The following is a 15942-nucleotide window of genomic DNA, read 5'->3' as shown; positions in this document are numbered from 1 at the left end:
AAACGAATTACCAAACTAATTGTCTTATTTGAGATTCGCTACGCGGTCTTCTCTTCAAAGCGACGCGCATTGTAGTCATTTATACGAATAGGTCAATAGAAATACTGTAAAAAATTGAATGTTTTTTTATATAGCTGTAGATTAACCTTTTCGTAACAAATATAGTGTTGTCGCCGACATATAGATAGAGCTTTTGTTTAAGGTAGTTTTAATGAATAAAAATTTGGTAAGTTTAGCAACACTGAGTATCTTTGTAATGGTTGCTAAGGTATCGGCAGAACCCAACAAAAGTATGGAACTTAAGGTTGAACCTAGTCATAGCAGTCAATTGTTTGTCAACCAAGTAAGATCAAGCAACTCAGTTGGCACAGCAGTTCGCACTTTTATAGCAAGGTACCCAGAAAAGTCTGTAGATATTGTTAAGATAGCATTTGATACCTACCCAGAGCGCTTTCGTCAGATCTTGTCGGCTGCTGTTTCAACTCAACCAGCTTTTGTAGACGAATTTTTAAAGTTAGCAATAGAGCGAGACCTAGCAGAGCCAACAGAATTATTGAGATTAGCAATAAATGCAGAGCCGAGTTATGCAGAATTTGCTGCTGAAGCAGCTTGTAAATTTTCTCCTGAAAACTTTAATGAACTCGTTAAAACAGCTGTATTGGTAGAGCCCGACTCAGCAGATCAGATTGCAAAAACACTTGTAGCTTCCTACCCCAATAAAGCCTTAGATATCTTGGTTACTACAATTAAAGAAGTTCCTTTGGTAGGAAAGTATGTTATCGATGCGCTTTTAGCACTGTTTCCGATGGACTCTTCCGAATCAGAATCTATGATAATCATATCTGTCGAGCAACTAGCGATGCATCCCGAGGCTATGCATAGATTAACAGAACTGGCTCGTGATAGAGGCATAGAAGAGCAAGCATTTATAGACTCTGCGATGAGGGGTGGTTTGAGTGAGGATAAAGCCCGACAATACACGTCTGTTCACTACTAGGTAGTGATATCAGCAATCATTTATGTTTGGATATACAATCCTAGGCATAAAAAAACCCGCAATTAAGCGGGTTTTTTGTTATTGTGAAGTCTAGTCTTCAACTGTTTCAACTACTTCTTCTTCTGCAGTTTCAACAATAGGACGGTCAACTAACTCAACATAAGCCATTGGCGCATTGTCACCAGCGCGGAATCCGCACTTCAAAATACGCAAATAACCACCTGGGCGAGTTTCATAACGCGGACCCAGTTCATTAAATAGTTTACCTACCACTTCTTTATCAGCAGTTCTAGCCATTGCTAGACGGCGGTTTGCAACGCTGTCTACTTTTGCTAGTGTGATTAGCGGCTCAATTACTCTTCGCAGTTCTTTCGCTTTTGGCAACGTAGTTTTAATAACTTCGTGCTTGACCAATGAACCCGCCATGTTTTTAAACATAGCTTGTCTGTGGCTGCTATTACGATTTAACTGTCTACCACTTTTACGATGGCGCATAGCTATATCCTTCTTTACAAATCAGTCTGAAGACTGATTAATCTTTTTCAGCGATTGACTCTGGTGGCCAGTTCTCTAGGCGCATACCTAGTGAAAGTCCACGAGACGCCAGTACATCTTTAATTTCTGTAAGCGACTTCTTACCAAGGTTTGGCGTTTTAAGAAGTTCAACTTCAGTACGCTGTACCAGGTCACCAATATATTGGATAGCTTCCGCTTTCAAACAGTTAGCCGAACGAACCGTTAATTCTAAATCGTCAACTGGACGAAGTAGTATTGGATCAAATTCAGGCTTCTCTTCTTTCGCTTCTGGCTCAGAGATGTCACGTAATTCTACGAACGCATCTAATTGCTCAGCTAAGATAGTTGCAGAGCGACGAATGGCTTCTTCTGGATCTAACGTGCCGTTAGTTTCCATATCGATAATTAACTTATCTAAGTCAGTGCGTTGTTCAACACGAGCTGACTCTACTGAATAAGCAATACGCTCTACAGGACTGTATGAAGCATCAACTAATAAACGACCAATTGGACGATCATCATCTTCAGAGGAACGACGAGTTGAAGCTGGGACATAACCGCGACCCATTTCTACTTTGATGCGCATGCTGATTTCAGCATCACCAGTCAAAGTACAAATAACATGATCTGGGTTAACAATCTCAACGTCACCATCGTGCTGGATGTCACCTGCAACGACTGCACCTGCACCAGATTTAACTAGTGTAAGTGTCGCTTCGGTTTTTCCTTCGAGAAGTACTGCTAGTCCCTTAAGGTTAAGCAAAATTTCGATTACATCTTCTTGAACACCTTCTTTAGTGCTGTACTCATGTAATACACCGTCAATTTCGACTTCTGTCACTGCACAACCTGGCATAGACGAAAGCAAGATACGACGTAATGCATTACCAAGAGTATGGCCGAAGCCGCGCTCTAATGGCTCTAGTGTTACTTTTGCACGAGTAGGTGAAACGTTTTCAATTTCAACTAATCTTGGCTTTAGGAATTCGGTCACTGAACCCACAATGTTTCCTCTTTAGTTAATCTTTCTCTTTATAATCTTAACGATTACTTCGAGTAAAGTTCGACAATCAACTGTTCGTTAATGTCCGCAGACAAATCCGTTCTTTCTGGAAGACGCTTAAACGTTCCTTCCATTTTAGTGTTGTCAACTTCCAACCATGTTGGTTTTTCGCGTTGGTCTGCTAATTCTAGTGCAGCCACAATACGAGCCTGTTTTTTCGCTTTTTCACGAACAGCAACCACATCTTCAGCTTTAACGTTGAAAGATGGAATGTTAACTACTTGACCGTTAACTACGATAGCTTTGTGGCTAACTAGTTGACGAGCTTCTGCGCGAGTACTCGCGAAACCCATACGGTAAACAACGTTATCAAGACGTTGCTCAAGAAGTTGCAACAAGTTTTCACCTGTGTTGCCTTTAAGACGTGCAGCTTCTTTATAGTAGTTTCTGAACTGTTTTTCCAGTACGCCATACATACGACGAACTTTTTGCTTTTCACGCAATTGAACACCGTAGTCTGACAAACGACCGCGACGCGCGCCGTGTTGACCTGGTGCAGTGTCAATTTTACACTTGCTATCAATTGCTCTTACGCCGCTCTTAAGGAACAAGTCTGTTCCTTCACGACGACTTAGTTTGAGTTTTGGACCCAAATATCTAGCCATGATCTTTCTCCAACTGTCCGTCGATTAAACGCGACGTTTTTTCGGTGGACGACAACCGTTGTGAGGTATAGGTGTCACATCGGTAATATTTGTGATTTTGTAACCCGTTGCGTTTAACGCACGAATTGCAGATTCACGACCTGGACCTGGACCTTTAACGAACACTTCGATGTTCTTAAGGCCGTATTCCTGTGCAGCAGCGCCTGCTCTTTCTGCAGCTACTTGAGCAGCAAAAGGAGTTGATTTACGCGAACCACGGAAACCAGATCCACCAGAAGTAGCCCAAGAAAGAGCGTTACCTTGACGGTCGGTGATAGTCACAATTGTGTTGTTGAAAGACGCATGGATATGAGCCATACCGTCTGCAACTTGACGTTTTGCGCGCTTACGTGCGCGAGCTGGTGCTTTAGCCATAACTTATTCTCCCTCGCTTACTTCTTAATAGGTTTACGTGGGCCTTTACGGGTACGCGCATTTGTTTTAGTGCGCTGACCACGTAGAGGTAAGCTACGACGGTGGCGAATACCACGGAAGCAACCTAAATCCATCAAACGTTTAATACTCATTGATACTTCACGGCGCAAATCACCTTCAACGGTGAATTTTGCAACTTCGTCACGAAGTTTATCAATAGTCGCTTCATCAAGATCTTTGATCTTGGTTGATTCTGAAACACCTGCGTTCACGCAAATTTCTTTGGCGCGAGTCTGACCGATACCAAAGATAGCTTGGATAGCGATAACAGCATGCTTGTGTTCAGGAATGTTAATGCCAGCGATACGGGCCATTAACAGCACTCCTCTAATTAATTGTTGCTAGCCTAAAAAGCCCGATAGGATACTTACCCAGCAACTAAATTGCAAATAAAGGTTTTAAGGCTCGGGCGCCAGTACAGCCCCCGATATTAAAAACCATCTTTTCTCTAATAAAAGAGCTCTTTATAAAAAGAGTTTGATTAACCTTGCCTTTGCTTATGCTTAGGCTCTACACAGATCACTCTTACAACGCCGTTACGTTTAATGATCTTGCAGTTACGGCAAATCTTTTTAACGGATGCACGAACTTTCATTACATCACTCCGTAATTGGCCAACTTAGGACTAGGCGTAGTGCCTAGCCTTTCAGATTGGCTTTCTTAAGAACATCCCCGTATTGATGTGACATCAAGTGGGTCTGCACCTGCGCCATGAAATCCATCACCACTACACAAATAATGAGTAGTGATGTACCACCGAAGTAAAACGGAACGTTAAACCACAATAGTAAGAATTCAGGCACCAAACAAATAAAGGTAATATAGAGAGCTCCAGCTAGCGTTAAGCGTGTCATCACTTTATCGATATAACGTGATGTCTGCTCACCTGGACGAATACCAGGTACAAACGCACCAGACTTCTTCAAATTATCAGCAGTTTCGCGCGGATTAAACACCAATGCAGTATAGAAAAAGCAAAAGAATATAATCGTTGCAGCATACAACATAACGTATAACGGCTGACCTGGAGACAATGCTAGTGATACATCAGTCAAAAACGAGAAAGTCTCATTTTGACCAAACATACCGGCAATTGTTCCTGGGAACAAAATGATACTAGAAGCAAAGATTGGTGGGATAACACCCGCCATGTTCACCTTTAAAGGAAGGTGAGAGCTTTGCGCCGCAAACACTTTGCGACCTTGTTGACGCTTTGCGTAATTAACGACGATACGACGCTGACCACGCTCTACAAACACAACAAGATAAGTTAATGCCATTATGATTGCACCGATGACGAACAAGAACAGAAGGTTGATATCACCTTGTCGTGCTTGTTCAGCAGTTTGACCAATCGCTGTTGGAAGACCCGCTACGATGCCAGCAAAGATAAGGATAGAAATACCATTACCAATACCGCGTTCTGTAATTTGCTCACCTAGCCACATTAGGAACATAGTTCCAGTTACTAAGCTCACTACCGCTGTAAAGTAAAAACCAAGTCCGGGGTTTATCACTAAACCTTGGATTAGATTAGGCAGACCAGTTGCTATTCCGATTGATTGGAATGTTGCAAGTACTAAGGTTAAATAACGCGTGTACTGACTGATTTTGCGTCTACCTGCTTCACCTTCTTTCTTTAACTCCATCAATGGAGGATGCATATGCGAAAGCAATTGCACGATAATCGAAGCAGTAATGTAAGGCATTATTCCTAATGCTAGTACCGAAGCACGCTCAAGTGCACCACCAGAGAACATGTTAAACATCTCTACAATGGTGCCCTTTTGTTGTTCAAATAATTGAGACAACACGTTTGCATCGATACCAGGAATGGGTACATAAGACCCGAGCCTAAACACTATGATTGCTCCAAGAACAAATAACAGACGCGATTTGAGTTCACTCAATCCGCCTTTTGCTCCTGCATCTAGTCCTGGTTTTGCCATTTAGCTTATTCCTCTACCTTACCGCCAGCCGCATTAATCGCTTCAAGTGCACCTTTAGTCACTTTAATGCCTTGCAAAGTAAGTGGGCGAGTTACTTCACCGCTCTTCATCACTTTAACAAACAGAACTTCTTTCTTAATAAGTCCTGCTGCTTTTAAAGTTTCTAAAGAAACGATATCACCTTCTACCTTAGCAATTTCACTAAGTGTAACTTGGTCAGATACAAACGATTTACGTGACGTAAAACCGAATTTCGGTAAACGGCGTTGAATTGGCATTTGACCGCCTTCAAAACCTGGCTTAACAGACCCGCCTGAACGAGACTTTTGACCTTTGTGACCGCGACCACCAGTTTTGCCTAAGCCAGAACCGATACCACGACCAACGCGCTTACCTGAATTTTTAGCTCCTTCGGCAGGAGCAAGAGTATTAAGTCTCATGAATTACTCCTCTACTATCTCAACCATGTATTGAACACGGTTGATCATGCCACGAACTGACGGAGTATCTTCCAACTCACGTACTTGTCCGATCTTACGTAAACCTAAACCCACTAATGTAGCTTTGTGCTTAGGTAAACGGCCGATTGAGCTTTTAGTTTGCTTTACTTTGATCATCTTAGACATGTTCGATTACCCCAAAATATCTTTGACTGACAAACCACGTTTAGCAGCAATTTTCTCTGGTGAATTCATCTCCACTAGAGCATTAACTGTTGCACGAACAACGTTGATTGGGTTTGTAGAACCGTAGCATTTTGAAAGTACGTTCTGAACACCAGCAACTTCAAGTACTGCACGCATTGCACCACCGGCAATAATACCAGTACCTTCTGATGCAGGTTGCATGTAGACTTTAGAGCCTGAATGACGACCTTTAATTGGGTGTTGTAGCGTATTGCCGTTAAGGTCAACGTCAACTAAGTTGCGTCGTGCCTTTTCCATTGCTTTTTGGATCGCAGCAGGCACTTCACGTGCTTTACCGTAACCAAAACCAACACGGCCATTGCCATCGCCAACCACTGTCAAAGCTGTGAAACTAAAGATGCGACCACCTTTAACAACTTTCGATACACGGTTAACAGCGATAAGCTTTTCTAACAAGTCACCTTGTTGTTGAACTTCTACTTTAGCCATAATTAACTCCTAGAACTGAAGACCGGCTTCACGCGCGGCATCAGCCAGTGCTTTCACACGACCGTGATATTTAAAACCACTTCTATCGAAAGCAACTTTTTTAATGCCTGCTTCAATAGAACGTTCTGCGATTGCTTTACCCACTGCCGCCGCTGCTTCTGCGTTACCTGTGTAGCTTAAAGAACCTTTAAGGTCTTTTTCTACCGTTGAAGCTGACGCTAACACTTCAGAACCGCTTGGAGCGATTAACTGAGCGTAAATGTGGCGTGGTGTACGGTTAATAACCAAGCGATGCGCAGCTAATTCACTGATCTTCTTACGAGCGCGAGTGGCGCGGCGTAAGCGAGCTGATTTCTTATCCATCGTATCACCTACCTACTTTTTCTTAGCTTCTTTACGACGTACATTCTCGTCTGCGTAACGAACACCCTTACCTTTATAAGGCTCTGGTGGACGGTATGCGCGAATGTTCGCAGCAACTTGACCTACAACCTGCTTATCAACGCCTTTGACGACGATTTCAGTTTGTGTAGGAGTTTCGACAGTAATGCCTTGAGGCATTTCGTAAACAACCGGGTGTGAAAAGCCTAGAGTCAGGTTAAGTTTGCTACCTTGTGCTTGAGCACGGTAACCAACACCATTCAATAGAAGTTTCTTTTCAAAACCTGCTGTAACGCCTGTAACCATTTGATCTAATAATGCGCGAGCGGTACCAGCTTGAGCCCAGTTATTAGCGAAACCTTCACGAGGAAGTGCCTTTAACTCTGCGTCTTCTTGTACAACTTCTACAGCATCGTTGAATACACGGTTAAGCGTACCTTTTGTGCCTTTAACTGTTACTTCTTGCCCAGCGATAGTAACTTCAACGCCAGATGCAACGGTAACAGGAGCTTTTGCTATACGTGACATATATTATCCCCTTGTTATGCTACATAACCGATGATCTCACCACCCATGCCTGCATTACGCGCAGCACGGTCGGTCATCACACCTTTTGAGGTAGACACGATAGCAATCCCAAGTCCGCCCATAACCTTTGGTAACTCATCTTTTTTCTTGTAGATGCGTAAACCGGGACGACTGACTCGTTCGATTGTATCAATTACTTTTTTACCTTCGAAATACTTCAACGTAACAGTAAGAGTTGGCTTAACGCCTTCTTCTACGCTGAATCCTTCGACATAACCCTCTGCTTCAAGTACTTTTGCGATAGCAACACGTACTTTTGATGAAGGCATAGAAACCGCAACTTTAGAAGCCAATTGGCCGTTACGAATTCGGGTAAACATATCCGCGATAGGATCTTGCATGCTCATAGTCTGCTCTCCTTACCAGCTAGCTTTTTTAAGGCCAGGGACTTCACCACGCATTGCAGCTTCACGAAGCTTAATACGAGAAAGACCAAATTTGCGTAGGAAACCATGTGGACGACCCGTGATACGGCAGCGGTTGTGCTGACGTGACGGTGACGAATCACGTGGAAGTTGTTGCAGCTTAAGAACAGCGTCCCAACGCTCTTCTTCAGAAGCATTTACGTCGTTGATGATTGCTTTTAAAGCAATGCGCTTCGCCGAATACTTCTTAACCAGCTTGGCACGTTTTACTTCGCGCGCCTTCATTGATTCTTTTGCCATAACCCTACACCTTATTTTCTAAACGGGAAGCTGAATGCGCTTAATAGTGCATGTGCTTCTTCGTTATTTTCAGCGCTGGTAGTGATAGTGATATCCATACCGCGTACTTTATCCACTTTATCGAAATCGATTTCAGGGAAAATAATTTGCTCGCGTACACCCATGCTATAGTTGCCTCGACCGTCAAAAGATTTCGGGTTAAGACCACGGAAGTCACGGATACGTGGAATTGTGATTGAGATTAAACGCTCAAGGAATTCCCACATACGCTCGCCGCGTAAGGTCACTTTACAGCCAATCGGATAACCTTCACGGATTTTAAAACCCGCTACAGATTTTCTTGCAACAGTGACAACTGGTTTTTGACCAGTGATAGCCGCCATATCAGCTTGCGCTGCTTCTAGCACTTTCTTGTCAGCTACTGCTTCACCCAAACCCATGTTTAAGGTGATTTTTTCAATCCGAGGGACTTGCATGACGCTTTTGTACCCGAACTGCTTTGCAAGTTCAGCTACTACTGTTTCTTTATAGAAATCATGCAGTTTCGCCATCGTACTCTCCAATTAATTAAACTAGTTCGCCGTTTGATTTGAAGAAACGAACTTTTTGCTCGCCTTCCAAACGGAAACCAACGCGATCTGCTTTACCCGTAGCTGGGTTAACAATCGCTACATTAGACACATGAATGGTTGCTTCTTTATCAATCACGCCACCTGGCTCACCCAATTGAGGGTTAGGCTTAGTGTGCTTCTTGATAATGTTGACACCTTCAACTACTAAACGGCTTTTAGACGGAAGGACTTTTAGGACTTTGCCTATTTTTCCTTTGTCTTTACCCGCTAATACGACTACTTCATCATCACGACGAATTTTATTAGCCATTATCGTGACTCCTTATAGTACCTCAGGGGCCAATGAGATGATCTTCATGAATGAATCTCCACGAAGTTCTCTTGTGACCGGGCCAAAGATACGCGTACCAATTGGTTGCTTGTTTGCGTTAAGCAAAACAGCTGCGTTGTTATCGAAACGAATGGTCGAACCATCAGCACGACGAACGCCTTTTCTAGTACGCACCACCACTGCATTCAGGACATCACCTTTTTTTACTTTACCGCGAGGAATTGCTTCCTTAACAGTAACTTTGATGACATCACCGATATGTGCATAACGGCGATGCGAGCCACCAAGAACCTTAATACACTGAACCCTGCGAGCGCCGCTGTTATCTGCAACGTCCAGGTTAGTTTGCATTTGGATCATGTTAGTGCTCCGCTGTTAAATATTAATGACTCAAATGAGTCTCTAAGCTGCTATATGCGCCTTGATTTTTAAAGAATTTTTAATTATCAATGACAACAAATAGACCATACCCCCACAAAAAGGGCGCGAAACTATAACAGAAAATATGACTTAGTGATAGTTTAATTTGAAGTACTAAGCTACTTAGTCCTAAGGAATCTTATTTTCCTTCGATATCTTTGATATGTGCTCATCTTTCGTAAATTCAATGGGCAATTTTGTATAGGAGGAGGGTATGGTGTTGGAAAGTCGAGAAATCAAGATCTAAGGCGTCATCATCATATAACCACTTCCACGAATCGTTTTTATCAACTGTTGGCATCCGCTCATCGACATTTTTTTCCTCAAATTACTCAAATGCATATCGATACTGCGGTCATATTTTTCTAATGACCTCTTAAATACGCGTTCACTAATTTGTTCTTTGGAAACAATAGCTCCGCAATTAGTTGTCATTAGTTCTAATAAACAATACTCTGTGTCCGTCAGTGGGAGCGGTTTTTTATGAAAGTAAACTTCTCTTGATTTGCGTAATAGGGCTAGCGCGCCAATATGAATATCCTGAGTACTATATTGCTGCTTTGCATAAAGTTCTCTCCTCAATATCGCGTTGATTTTTGCCAAGAGCTCTCTTTCATTGATGGGTTTATTGATAACATCGTCTGCGCCTGATTCAAGGTAAGTAATTTTCACTTGTTCACGTTGGGCATTCGATAATACGATGATTGGTAATTGACTCCTCATTCTTAGTTTAGTGAGCGTGTCAAAGTTCATTCCCCCGTCTAAATTCATGTCTAATAAGCAAATATCAAAACATGATCCTTTTACTGCTTTGAGCCCTTCAGCTTGACTACTGGCACAATGAACAAAATATCCTTCTAAACCAAGCAAATTACTGAGCCGAAATCCAAGGGATTGATCATTTTGAAGCAGTAGTATTTTTGTTTGTTTCTTCATGCACAATTCTTCTTTGCGTTGATACGCCTGGTTCTAAGCTTACTATTAAAAGTAGCGCTGAATAAGTATTCAGCGCATTGTTAAAGACAACATCTGTCGGGATTAGTTAGTTATTTTGAGAAAATAAAGTGAGAACGTATCCGCTTCCCGCATCATCGTCTTGCTCTAGTAATAGAAATTGATCTTCAGTGTCCTCATCTAAGGTAAGCGTCAATTCATCCAAAATGATTTCATTTCCATCGATTTCAGCAACTGCGAAAACAGAATATGTATTGTTAAGTAATGTGATTGAACTAGACACACCTTGCGCTAAACGGCGAACATTACTTGTGGTGCTGATAATCTCATTTGATTTAACAAAGTAGATTGCCACTGTAGAAAAATCATCTGATTGTACTAAATTTAGCAATGTAATCTGCTTGTCATACAAGCGCTGAAGCTCAGAGTTGTCGACTAATACAGAACTCACAATCGGTCTAATTTCATCTATTATACCATCGTCGTTTTCATCGACATTACCATCTCCATCTTCGTCAACGGCTTCCTCTGTCCAGTATAAAAACAATGACTGATTGGTATTTTGAGAGAGACTCAACAAACGATTTTCTAACATAGCTAATTGCGTATCATCATTTGTCACACTGAAACGATAATCGCCACTATCAACCTGAAAAGACTGACTAAATTCGCTATAGTTAAGAGCATCGATTAATGGTATGTCTGTCACACCCTCTATCACAACGTCGACGGCTCCATTATAAGTCAGGTCGTTTTCATTTAAATTTAGGCCATTAAATACTGTTATTTTAGCAAGTGATTCTGCTGACGAATATTCTGTTATTGATGTATTGGTGATTACATCAATAACAAAAGGTGCCCCGCCACTACCTTGGTTTTCACGCAACGAAATAACGTATTGCGCATTAAAACTAAAACTAACATCGTCAGAAGAAAACAACACTTCATCACTGCCCGCCGCGGTCAAGTAGATAAGATATTGATCTTGAGCGATTTTCATATTTTCACCCAACGCTGAAAGGGTGGCAGTATTTAAAAGTGTTGCTTCATTAAACGTTTCATCAGTATCCGAAAAATAAACATCAACGCTGCTGTAATCAGGGTGTAGATTTAGTAATCTGAGATTAGACACATCGCTATCCGCATCCTCATCGATTTCATCTTCATCTCTATCAGCAATTGTAAATATATCAACGGTTGGTGATTCGACAGAGCCACTCATCACCACCCAATAAGTATTATCATCTTGAATATCAATTTGATCTTGAAAGAGTATTTCTAGGTCGCTTCTTTCGCTACTATCCTCATCTTGCCAAGCCAACTCTATATAGTACTGATCAGATTCAAGCTCAATTCGTGACCCAGCATTCCCATAACTTATTGCACTAAAGGTAGATTCGTATTCCTCATCGTCTTCGCTGTCTAGCTCTTCATCAATTGTCATGAAAATACCAGGGGAGTTGGGAGAGGCATTAAAAAACTTGATATGACCAGTGTTGTCACCATCATCATCGTCGCTACTTGAACAAGCAGATAGGGTTATCAACATAAGGGTAAAAAAACATATTTTAAAAAAGGGTGAAAAATTTGATGGCATGGCCATTGAGACTCCGTAAATATACAAAACCCGAGTGGTTTTGTTCGTATCATATGAAGTCTAAGGGGCCTAAAATAAGTGATGGTTCACAATCTTTACAGTACTTTACAAAGCCTTACTTTGGCTTTACGAAAGTATCAAAAAGATTAACGAATAACTGGCTTTACCAGCCCTTTACGCCTCCCGTTGGCGCACAATTTCATATAAACAAACACCTGTGGCAACCGAGACGTTGAGACTAGACACGGAGCCAGCCATTGGTAATTTAACCAATTCGTCGCAATTTTCTCGCGTGAGTCTACGCATCCCTTTACCTTCAGCCCCCATCACCAAAGCGATAGGCCCCGACAATTTACATTCGTAAAGCGATTGAGTAGCTTCACCTGCAGTACCTATAACCCATACACCGCTGTCTTGTATGCTTTTGATCGTCCTTGAGAGATTAGTCACTTGTATCAAGGGAATAACTTCCGCAGCACCGCATGCGACCTTTCGAACAGTTGGATTTAAGGAGGCAGACTTATCCTTTGGCACGACTACTGCGTTGACACCAGCAGCATCCGCAGTGCGAAGACAAGCACCTAGATTGTGCGGATCTGTGACACCATCGAGTATTAAAATGAATGGACTTTTTGAATGACTTAAAATACGGGCGAGATCATTTTCATCTAATACTTTTCCTGGTCTGGCTTTTGCCACAATACCCTGATGCTGTTCACCCTTAACTTTATCATCGAGCGTTTTTCGATTACAAAATTGTATACTTACACCCATTTTGCGAGACAGGTTAATTATATTATTTAAACGCTCATCGGTTCGCCCTTTCAAAACGAATAATTCTATGATTCGTTCTGGCTCTTGCGAAACGACAGCATCAAGACTATGTAAGCCATATAACCATTCATGTTGTGCCACTAATAAATTCCTTGCGGTTTGTTATGGATTTGTTTAACGGCTTTCGCAATTAAACCAAGCATATTAGTTTATCAATATTCAAAGGGGAATTCTTCCAAAAGGTATAAAGCAACGAGGGTTTCTCATGCTTAATTATAAATACACATACTAAACCACTGTTCAAAGTTAGTTACTCTCAAGAAATTAGTATTTAAGTATCCCTGCAACACGACAAATATGACAATTTGAAAATAAACATAAACTTACCCTTATAAGACACGCATGTCGTCCGATATAGAATAAATGAACGTATTACTTGATAAACAATGAATGATTTTTATTAGATGACCGAACAAATAGAAAAGTATCAGTACCTAATAGAAACGCTTGCACCCATGGCTCATGAAGATGATTTCCATGAACTTTTAGCGGAGAAAGCAAAAGACTGTAGCGAAGAGACTCGCTTTTTATTGACCATGGAGATCAAGAGGCTCGCACAGCCGTGTATAAAGTCGATAGATTTGAGAACCTTAGTCGATGATGAATGCACACTTCGAGAGTCAGATGGAATTGAACATTACATTTCAGATGAAGGATTTGAGCTTTATCAGCATCTGATGGCACTTTATAAATATTACGCAGTGGGTGTGCGTGATGGCGTAATAGGATATTTTTCTAAACAACGAGATATAGCGCTAGGCAAAACAAAGCGTGAAAAGCCCAAGCATGAAAATACGGCATTTTCTCACACCTATATTAGCCCCATAGAGCAATTGTTAGACTTTCCTCAAAGGCAAGATGAACGCGTACAATTAGAAGTTGAAATTCGTGTTTTTTTGTCAGCCTCGGTTCTGATTTGTGGTAAGACACTGGACATCTCCAAACGAGGAATAAAAGCGCGTTTGGACGACGAAACCGAACTAACGTTAATTAAGGGGTACCGCCCAGTTCAAATTGTGTTTGTCGGCTTAGACAAAGAGACTAAACTGCAAAGTACAGCAATAGGGTATCGTGTTGCTGGTATTTCGAAAGGTCAATCGCAAGCTGAAGTTCATTTCATCAGAGAGTGGGACGAAGGGCCTAAGTTATTCAATAATTTCATTGAAAGTTACTTAGCAGAACAAAAAACGCCTAAACTTATTGATACCGAAAACACCGAAGCAGCAATCGAAACTAAAATATATGAGCAAGCATTTTCAGTAAATTGTCCAAGCATGAGCCTTTTTGTCAACACTGAAAAGATATCTCGTCCCTTTGTTCAGTTTGCTTGTGTCAACGATATCAACATTGAGATTCTTGATTATTGGCAAGATGAGAACAATAAATCAACCATCGGTTATTTGTTCGACAAGGAAAGGTTAAAAAGGCTTATCCTTGAGAGCGACTCTGATAAAAGCATATTTATATACTGCTTTAGTCATACGAGCGGTGGAAAGGTGTATTTCTATTCAGCAACGGATTACGAACTAGAGAAAAACGCTATATTGAAAGATGTATTTTTGAGTTATGCATCTAGAAAAGCCAGTTGGCGCGTATACAAAATAGTATGTCATCAACTTAATACAAACGACGCTCATCTACCAAGTTCACTTCCCGATGGTGCTAGCAGAGAGTCCTCGCAGCACAATCGACCTATGGTTCCTAAGTTAGTAAGCGCATTGTCTCCATTGTCACACTTGTTGACGCTTTCGGATATTACACATATTCCTGGCCAACAATGCTACCAACAACGCGAACTTGAAAAAGATAAAATAAAGCTCCTATCTGTATTTGGTCACGCAAAAAACCGACTTCCAGCTGAGATTGAAACGTACAAATTCGCCCTACTCGACCTAAGAAGAGAGAGACGGTATCAGCTTCGCACGGATGTTGTGGTCAAAAACAAATCAGAAACGACACACGCCGTCACTGAAGACGTTTCTGTTCAAGGTTTAAAAATAGAACTAGACGATGCCATTGGAGCGACTAAAGGCGCCACAGTGCTTGTTTCATTTACGCGTTTGCAAGAGCGAACGAAAGACTATGATTTACAAGAATTACCCTACAGAGTGATGCATGTAAGTGATGATGGGTACATATTACATTTACAAGCAAGTGAAAACGACAAGTCAAACATGACCAAATCGTTCTTCAAGATGCTTATCAACAAAAACAGAGATAAGCTTTCGGTTTTATCAAGTGATAACGCGACACCAGGTTTAAGGCAAGCTCTAAGGGTCTTGCAAGCAAGGTTTAGCCCACAAATGTGCGTATTTACTAGCCAACAGAAAAACCTCCACATTCCGATAAAGGTCGCAACGAATCGGCCTAGAGCTGCAATTTATTCCTATCTGTATCATCGTATGCCCTCTGAATATCATAACTTTAGTCGGATATTCGATGCTCATTATCAGGGTAAACAATCAATCGGCGTGTTGATCAATCAAGCGAGAAAGCATCACATTGCACAGAGCAGTGAAGTATTTATTTTTTATGATAGCAGTAAAATAGAAATAGAAGATGCAGTGACCGTAAAATGGGAACACGATGTTCCCACACATGTAGAAAAATATAGATTTATTAAGAATGCGATCGCAAATGGAGAATTTTTCGCATGCAAGATAACCGCGCTCGAAACTCAAAAACCCATTACGACCCTCTACGATGACGAATTAAATTACGTTAGACGTGGCAAACCCAAACTAGGAAGTAGACTTGAAGCACTCGCTTGGAATTTCAGTGGTCAAGTATTCTTGACGGATATCACTGAAGAAGCGCTCCATCGCTATCGCCTATTTCAACAGTGAAACAGGCTAGTTCT

22 protein-coding genes are annotated in these 15942 nt (G+C 41.5%); 2 read left to right on the top strand and 20 right to left on the bottom strand.

The genetic code is table 11. From position 1 onward, the window contains the following. Positions 1 to 211: 211 nt before the first annotated feature. On the top strand, positions 212 to 997 hold the full coding sequence (locus KUL10_RS06170) for a hypothetical protein (protein ID WP_199509192.1): 786 nt from the start codon (positions 212 to 214) through the stop codon (positions 995 to 997). 90 nt (positions 998 to 1087) lie between these two features. On the opposite strand, the gene rplQ is transcribed toward KUL10_RS06170, so the two are convergent. The 20 genes from rplQ to rlmB form a co-directional block, all read right to left on the bottom strand. Further along, complete coding sequence (rplQ, locus tag KUL10_RS06165) at positions 1088 to 1492, bottom strand: 50S ribosomal protein L17 (protein ID WP_110428007.1); 405 nt, start codon at positions 1490 to 1492, stop codon at positions 1088 to 1090. A gap of 37 nt (positions 1493 to 1529) precedes the next feature. Continuing rightward, the gene (locus KUL10_RS06160; protein WP_110428006.1) at positions 1530 to 2519 is read right to left on the bottom strand and encodes a DNA-directed RNA polymerase subunit alpha; all 990 of its coding nucleotides are present in this window, start codon (positions 2517 to 2519) and stop codon (positions 1530 to 1532) included. Positions 2520 to 2560: 41 nt separating this feature from the next. Next, the gene (gene rpsD / locus KUL10_RS06155) at positions 2561 to 3181 is read right to left on the bottom strand and encodes a 30S ribosomal protein S4 (RefSeq protein WP_110428005.1); all 621 of its coding nucleotides are present in this window, start codon (positions 3179 to 3181) and stop codon (positions 2561 to 2563) included. 24 nt (positions 3182 to 3205) lie between these two features. Then, on the bottom strand, positions 3206 to 3595 hold the full coding sequence (gene rpsK, locus KUL10_RS06150) for a 30S ribosomal protein S11 (protein ID WP_110428004.1): 390 nt from the start codon (positions 3593 to 3595) through the stop codon (positions 3206 to 3208). A gap of 17 nt (positions 3596 to 3612) precedes the next feature. Next, positions 3613 to 3969 (bottom strand): 30S ribosomal protein S13, encoded by a 357-nt coding sequence (gene rpsM, locus KUL10_RS06145; RefSeq protein ID WP_110428003.1) that lies wholly within the window; start codon positions 3967 to 3969, stop codon positions 3613 to 3615. A gap of 167 nt (positions 3970 to 4136) precedes the next feature. Continuing rightward, positions 4137 to 4250, bottom strand: a complete 114-nt coding sequence (gene rpmJ, locus KUL10_RS06140; protein ID WP_075607266.1) for a 50S ribosomal protein L36 — start codon at positions 4248 to 4250, stop codon at positions 4137 to 4139. A gap of 43 nt (positions 4251 to 4293) precedes the next feature. Next, entirely contained in the window at positions 4294 to 5604 is a 1311-nt protein-coding gene (secY, locus tag KUL10_RS06135; RefSeq protein WP_110428002.1) for a preprotein translocase subunit SecY, read from the bottom strand. A 5-nt stretch (positions 5605 to 5609) separates the two neighbouring features. Next, positions 5610 to 6044, bottom strand: coding sequence for a 50S ribosomal protein L15 (gene rplO, locus KUL10_RS06130; RefSeq protein ID WP_110428001.1), 435 nt, complete (start codon positions 6042 to 6044; stop codon positions 5610 to 5612). Positions 6045 to 6047: 3 nt separating this feature from the next. After that, positions 6048 to 6230, bottom strand: coding sequence for a 50S ribosomal protein L30 (gene rpmD, locus KUL10_RS06125; protein WP_014107681.1), 183 nt, complete (start codon positions 6228 to 6230; stop codon positions 6048 to 6050). A 6-nt stretch (positions 6231 to 6236) separates the two neighbouring features. Further along, positions 6237 to 6740 carry a 30S ribosomal protein S5 gene (gene rpsE / locus KUL10_RS06120; protein WP_110428000.1) on the bottom strand — a complete coding sequence of 168 codons (504 nt, stop codon included), beginning with the start codon at positions 6738 to 6740 and terminating at the stop codon, positions 6237 to 6239. A 9-nt stretch (positions 6741 to 6749) separates the two neighbouring features. After that, positions 6750 to 7103 (bottom strand): 50S ribosomal protein L18, encoded by a 354-nt coding sequence (gene rplR / locus KUL10_RS06115; RefSeq protein WP_110427999.1) that lies wholly within the window; start codon positions 7101 to 7103, stop codon positions 6750 to 6752. A gap of 12 nt (positions 7104 to 7115) precedes the next feature. Next, the gene (gene rplF / locus KUL10_RS06110) at positions 7116 to 7649 is read right to left on the bottom strand and encodes a 50S ribosomal protein L6 (RefSeq protein WP_110427998.1); all 534 of its coding nucleotides are present in this window, start codon (positions 7647 to 7649) and stop codon (positions 7116 to 7118) included. A 14-nt stretch (positions 7650 to 7663) separates the two neighbouring features. Next, positions 7664 to 8056 (bottom strand): 30S ribosomal protein S8, encoded by a 393-nt coding sequence (gene rpsH, locus KUL10_RS06105; protein WP_110427997.1) that lies wholly within the window; start codon positions 8054 to 8056, stop codon positions 7664 to 7666. Positions 8057 to 8068: 12 nt separating this feature from the next. Then, positions 8069 to 8374, bottom strand: a complete 306-nt coding sequence (gene rpsN / locus KUL10_RS06100; RefSeq protein WP_110427996.1) for a 30S ribosomal protein S14 — start codon at positions 8372 to 8374, stop codon at positions 8069 to 8071. An 11-nt stretch (positions 8375 to 8385) separates the two neighbouring features. Continuing rightward, the gene (gene rplE, locus KUL10_RS06095) at positions 8386 to 8925 is read right to left on the bottom strand and encodes a 50S ribosomal protein L5 (protein ID WP_110427995.1); all 540 of its coding nucleotides are present in this window, start codon (positions 8923 to 8925) and stop codon (positions 8386 to 8388) included. A 16-nt stretch (positions 8926 to 8941) separates the two neighbouring features. Further along, entirely contained in the window at positions 8942 to 9256 is a 315-nt protein-coding gene (gene rplX, locus KUL10_RS06090; protein ID WP_110427994.1) for a 50S ribosomal protein L24, read from the bottom strand. Positions 9257 to 9268: 12 nt separating this feature from the next. Further along, complete coding sequence (gene rplN / locus KUL10_RS06085; RefSeq protein WP_110427993.1) at positions 9269 to 9637, bottom strand: 50S ribosomal protein L14; 369 nt, start codon at positions 9635 to 9637, stop codon at positions 9269 to 9271. Positions 9638 to 9940: 303 nt separating this feature from the next. Then, on the bottom strand, positions 9941 to 10633 hold the full coding sequence (locus KUL10_RS06080) for a response regulator transcription factor (protein WP_110427992.1): 693 nt from the start codon (positions 10631 to 10633) through the stop codon (positions 9941 to 9943). Positions 10634 to 10739: 106 nt separating this feature from the next. After that, the gene (locus KUL10_RS06075) at positions 10740 to 12248 is read right to left on the bottom strand and encodes a DUF4397 domain-containing protein (RefSeq protein WP_158525331.1); all 1509 of its coding nucleotides are present in this window, start codon (positions 12246 to 12248) and stop codon (positions 10740 to 10742) included. 174 nt (positions 12249 to 12422) lie between these two features. Further along, the gene (gene rlmB, locus KUL10_RS06070; protein WP_110427990.1) at positions 12423 to 13163 is read right to left on the bottom strand and encodes a 23S rRNA (guanosine(2251)-2'-O)-methyltransferase RlmB; all 741 of its coding nucleotides are present in this window, start codon (positions 13161 to 13163) and stop codon (positions 12423 to 12425) included. A gap of 323 nt (positions 13164 to 13486) precedes the next feature. On the opposite strand from rlmB, the gene KUL10_RS06065 reads away from it, so the two are divergent. Beyond that, positions 13487 to 15928: a PilZ domain-containing protein gene (locus KUL10_RS06065; RefSeq protein WP_110427989.1), complete on the top strand. Its 2442-nt coding sequence runs from the start codon at positions 13487 to 13489 to the stop codon at positions 15926 to 15928. Positions 15929 to 15942: the final 14 nt, after the last annotated feature.

It is taken from the genome of Glaciecola sp. KUL10 (assembly GCF_003203515.1).
Taxonomy (GTDB): domain Bacteria; phylum Pseudomonadota; class Gammaproteobacteria; order Enterobacterales; family Alteromonadaceae; genus Glaciecola.
This window is presented reverse-complemented; position numbering and strand designations above follow the sequence as displayed.

What these genes read in the sequence shown, in the direction of transcription:
- KUL10_RS06170 (WP_199509192.1), top strand. Translation starts at nt 212, where the DNA reads ATGAATAAAAATTTGGTAAGTTTAGCAACACTGAGTATCTTTGTAATG.
- rplQ (WP_110428007.1), bottom strand. Translation starts at nt 1,492, where the DNA reads ATGCGCCATCGTAAAAGTGGTAGACAGTTAAATCGTAATAGCAGCCAC.
- rpsD (WP_110428005.1), bottom strand. Translation starts at nt 3,181, where the DNA reads ATGGCTAGATATTTGGGTCCAAAACTCAAACTAAGTCGTCGTGAAGGA.
- rpsK (WP_110428004.1), bottom strand. Translation starts at nt 3,595, where the DNA reads ATGGCTAAAGCACCAGCTCGCGCACGTAAGCGCGCAAAACGTCAAGTT.
- rpsM (WP_110428003.1), bottom strand. Translation starts at nt 3,969, where the DNA reads ATGGCCCGTATCGCTGGCATTAACATTCCTGAACACAAGCATGCTGTT.
- rpmJ (WP_075607266.1), bottom strand. Translation starts at nt 4,250, where the DNA reads ATGAAAGTTCGTGCATCCGTTAAAAAGATTTGCCGTAACTGCAAGATC.
- secY (WP_110428002.1), bottom strand. Translation starts at nt 5,604, where the DNA reads ATGGCAAAACCAGGACTAGATGCAGGAGCAAAAGGCGGATTGAGTGAA.
- rplO (WP_110428001.1), bottom strand. Translation starts at nt 6,044, where the DNA reads ATGAGACTTAATACTCTTGCTCCTGCCGAAGGAGCTAAAAATTCAGGT.
- rpmD (WP_014107681.1), bottom strand. Translation starts at nt 6,230, where the DNA reads ATGTCTAAGATGATCAAAGTAAAGCAAACTAAAAGCTCAATCGGCCGT.
- rpsE (WP_110428000.1), bottom strand. Translation starts at nt 6,740, where the DNA reads ATGGCTAAAGTAGAAGTTCAACAACAAGGTGACTTGTTAGAAAAGCTT.
- rplR (WP_110427999.1), bottom strand. Translation starts at nt 7,103, where the DNA reads ATGGATAAGAAATCAGCTCGCTTACGCCGCGCCACTCGCGCTCGTAAG.
- rplF (WP_110427998.1), bottom strand. Translation starts at nt 7,649, where the DNA reads ATGTCACGTATAGCAAAAGCTCCTGTTACCGTTGCATCTGGCGTTGAA.
- rpsH (WP_110427997.1), bottom strand. Translation starts at nt 8,056, where the DNA reads ATGAGCATGCAAGATCCTATCGCGGATATGTTTACCCGAATTCGTAAC.
- rpsN (WP_110427996.1), bottom strand. Translation starts at nt 8,374, where the DNA reads ATGGCAAAAGAATCAATGAAGGCGCGCGAAGTAAAACGTGCCAAGCTG.
- rplE (WP_110427995.1), bottom strand. Translation starts at nt 8,925, where the DNA reads ATGGCGAAACTGCATGATTTCTATAAAGAAACAGTAGTAGCTGAACTT.
- rplX (WP_110427994.1), bottom strand. Translation starts at nt 9,256, where the DNA reads ATGGCTAATAAAATTCGTCGTGATGATGAAGTAGTCGTATTAGCGGGT.
- rplN (WP_110427993.1), bottom strand. Translation starts at nt 9,637, where the DNA reads ATGATCCAAATGCAAACTAACCTGGACGTTGCAGATAACAGCGGCGCT.
- KUL10_RS06080 (WP_110427992.1), bottom strand. Translation starts at nt 10,633, where the DNA reads ATGAAGAAACAAACAAAAATACTACTGCTTCAAAATGATCAATCCCTT.
- KUL10_RS06075 (WP_158525331.1), bottom strand. Translation starts at nt 12,248, where the DNA reads ATGCCATCAAATTTTTCACCCTTTTTTAAAATATGTTTTTTTACCCTT.
- KUL10_RS06065 (WP_110427989.1), top strand. Translation starts at nt 13,487, where the DNA reads ATGACCGAACAAATAGAAAAGTATCAGTACCTAATAGAAACGCTTGCA.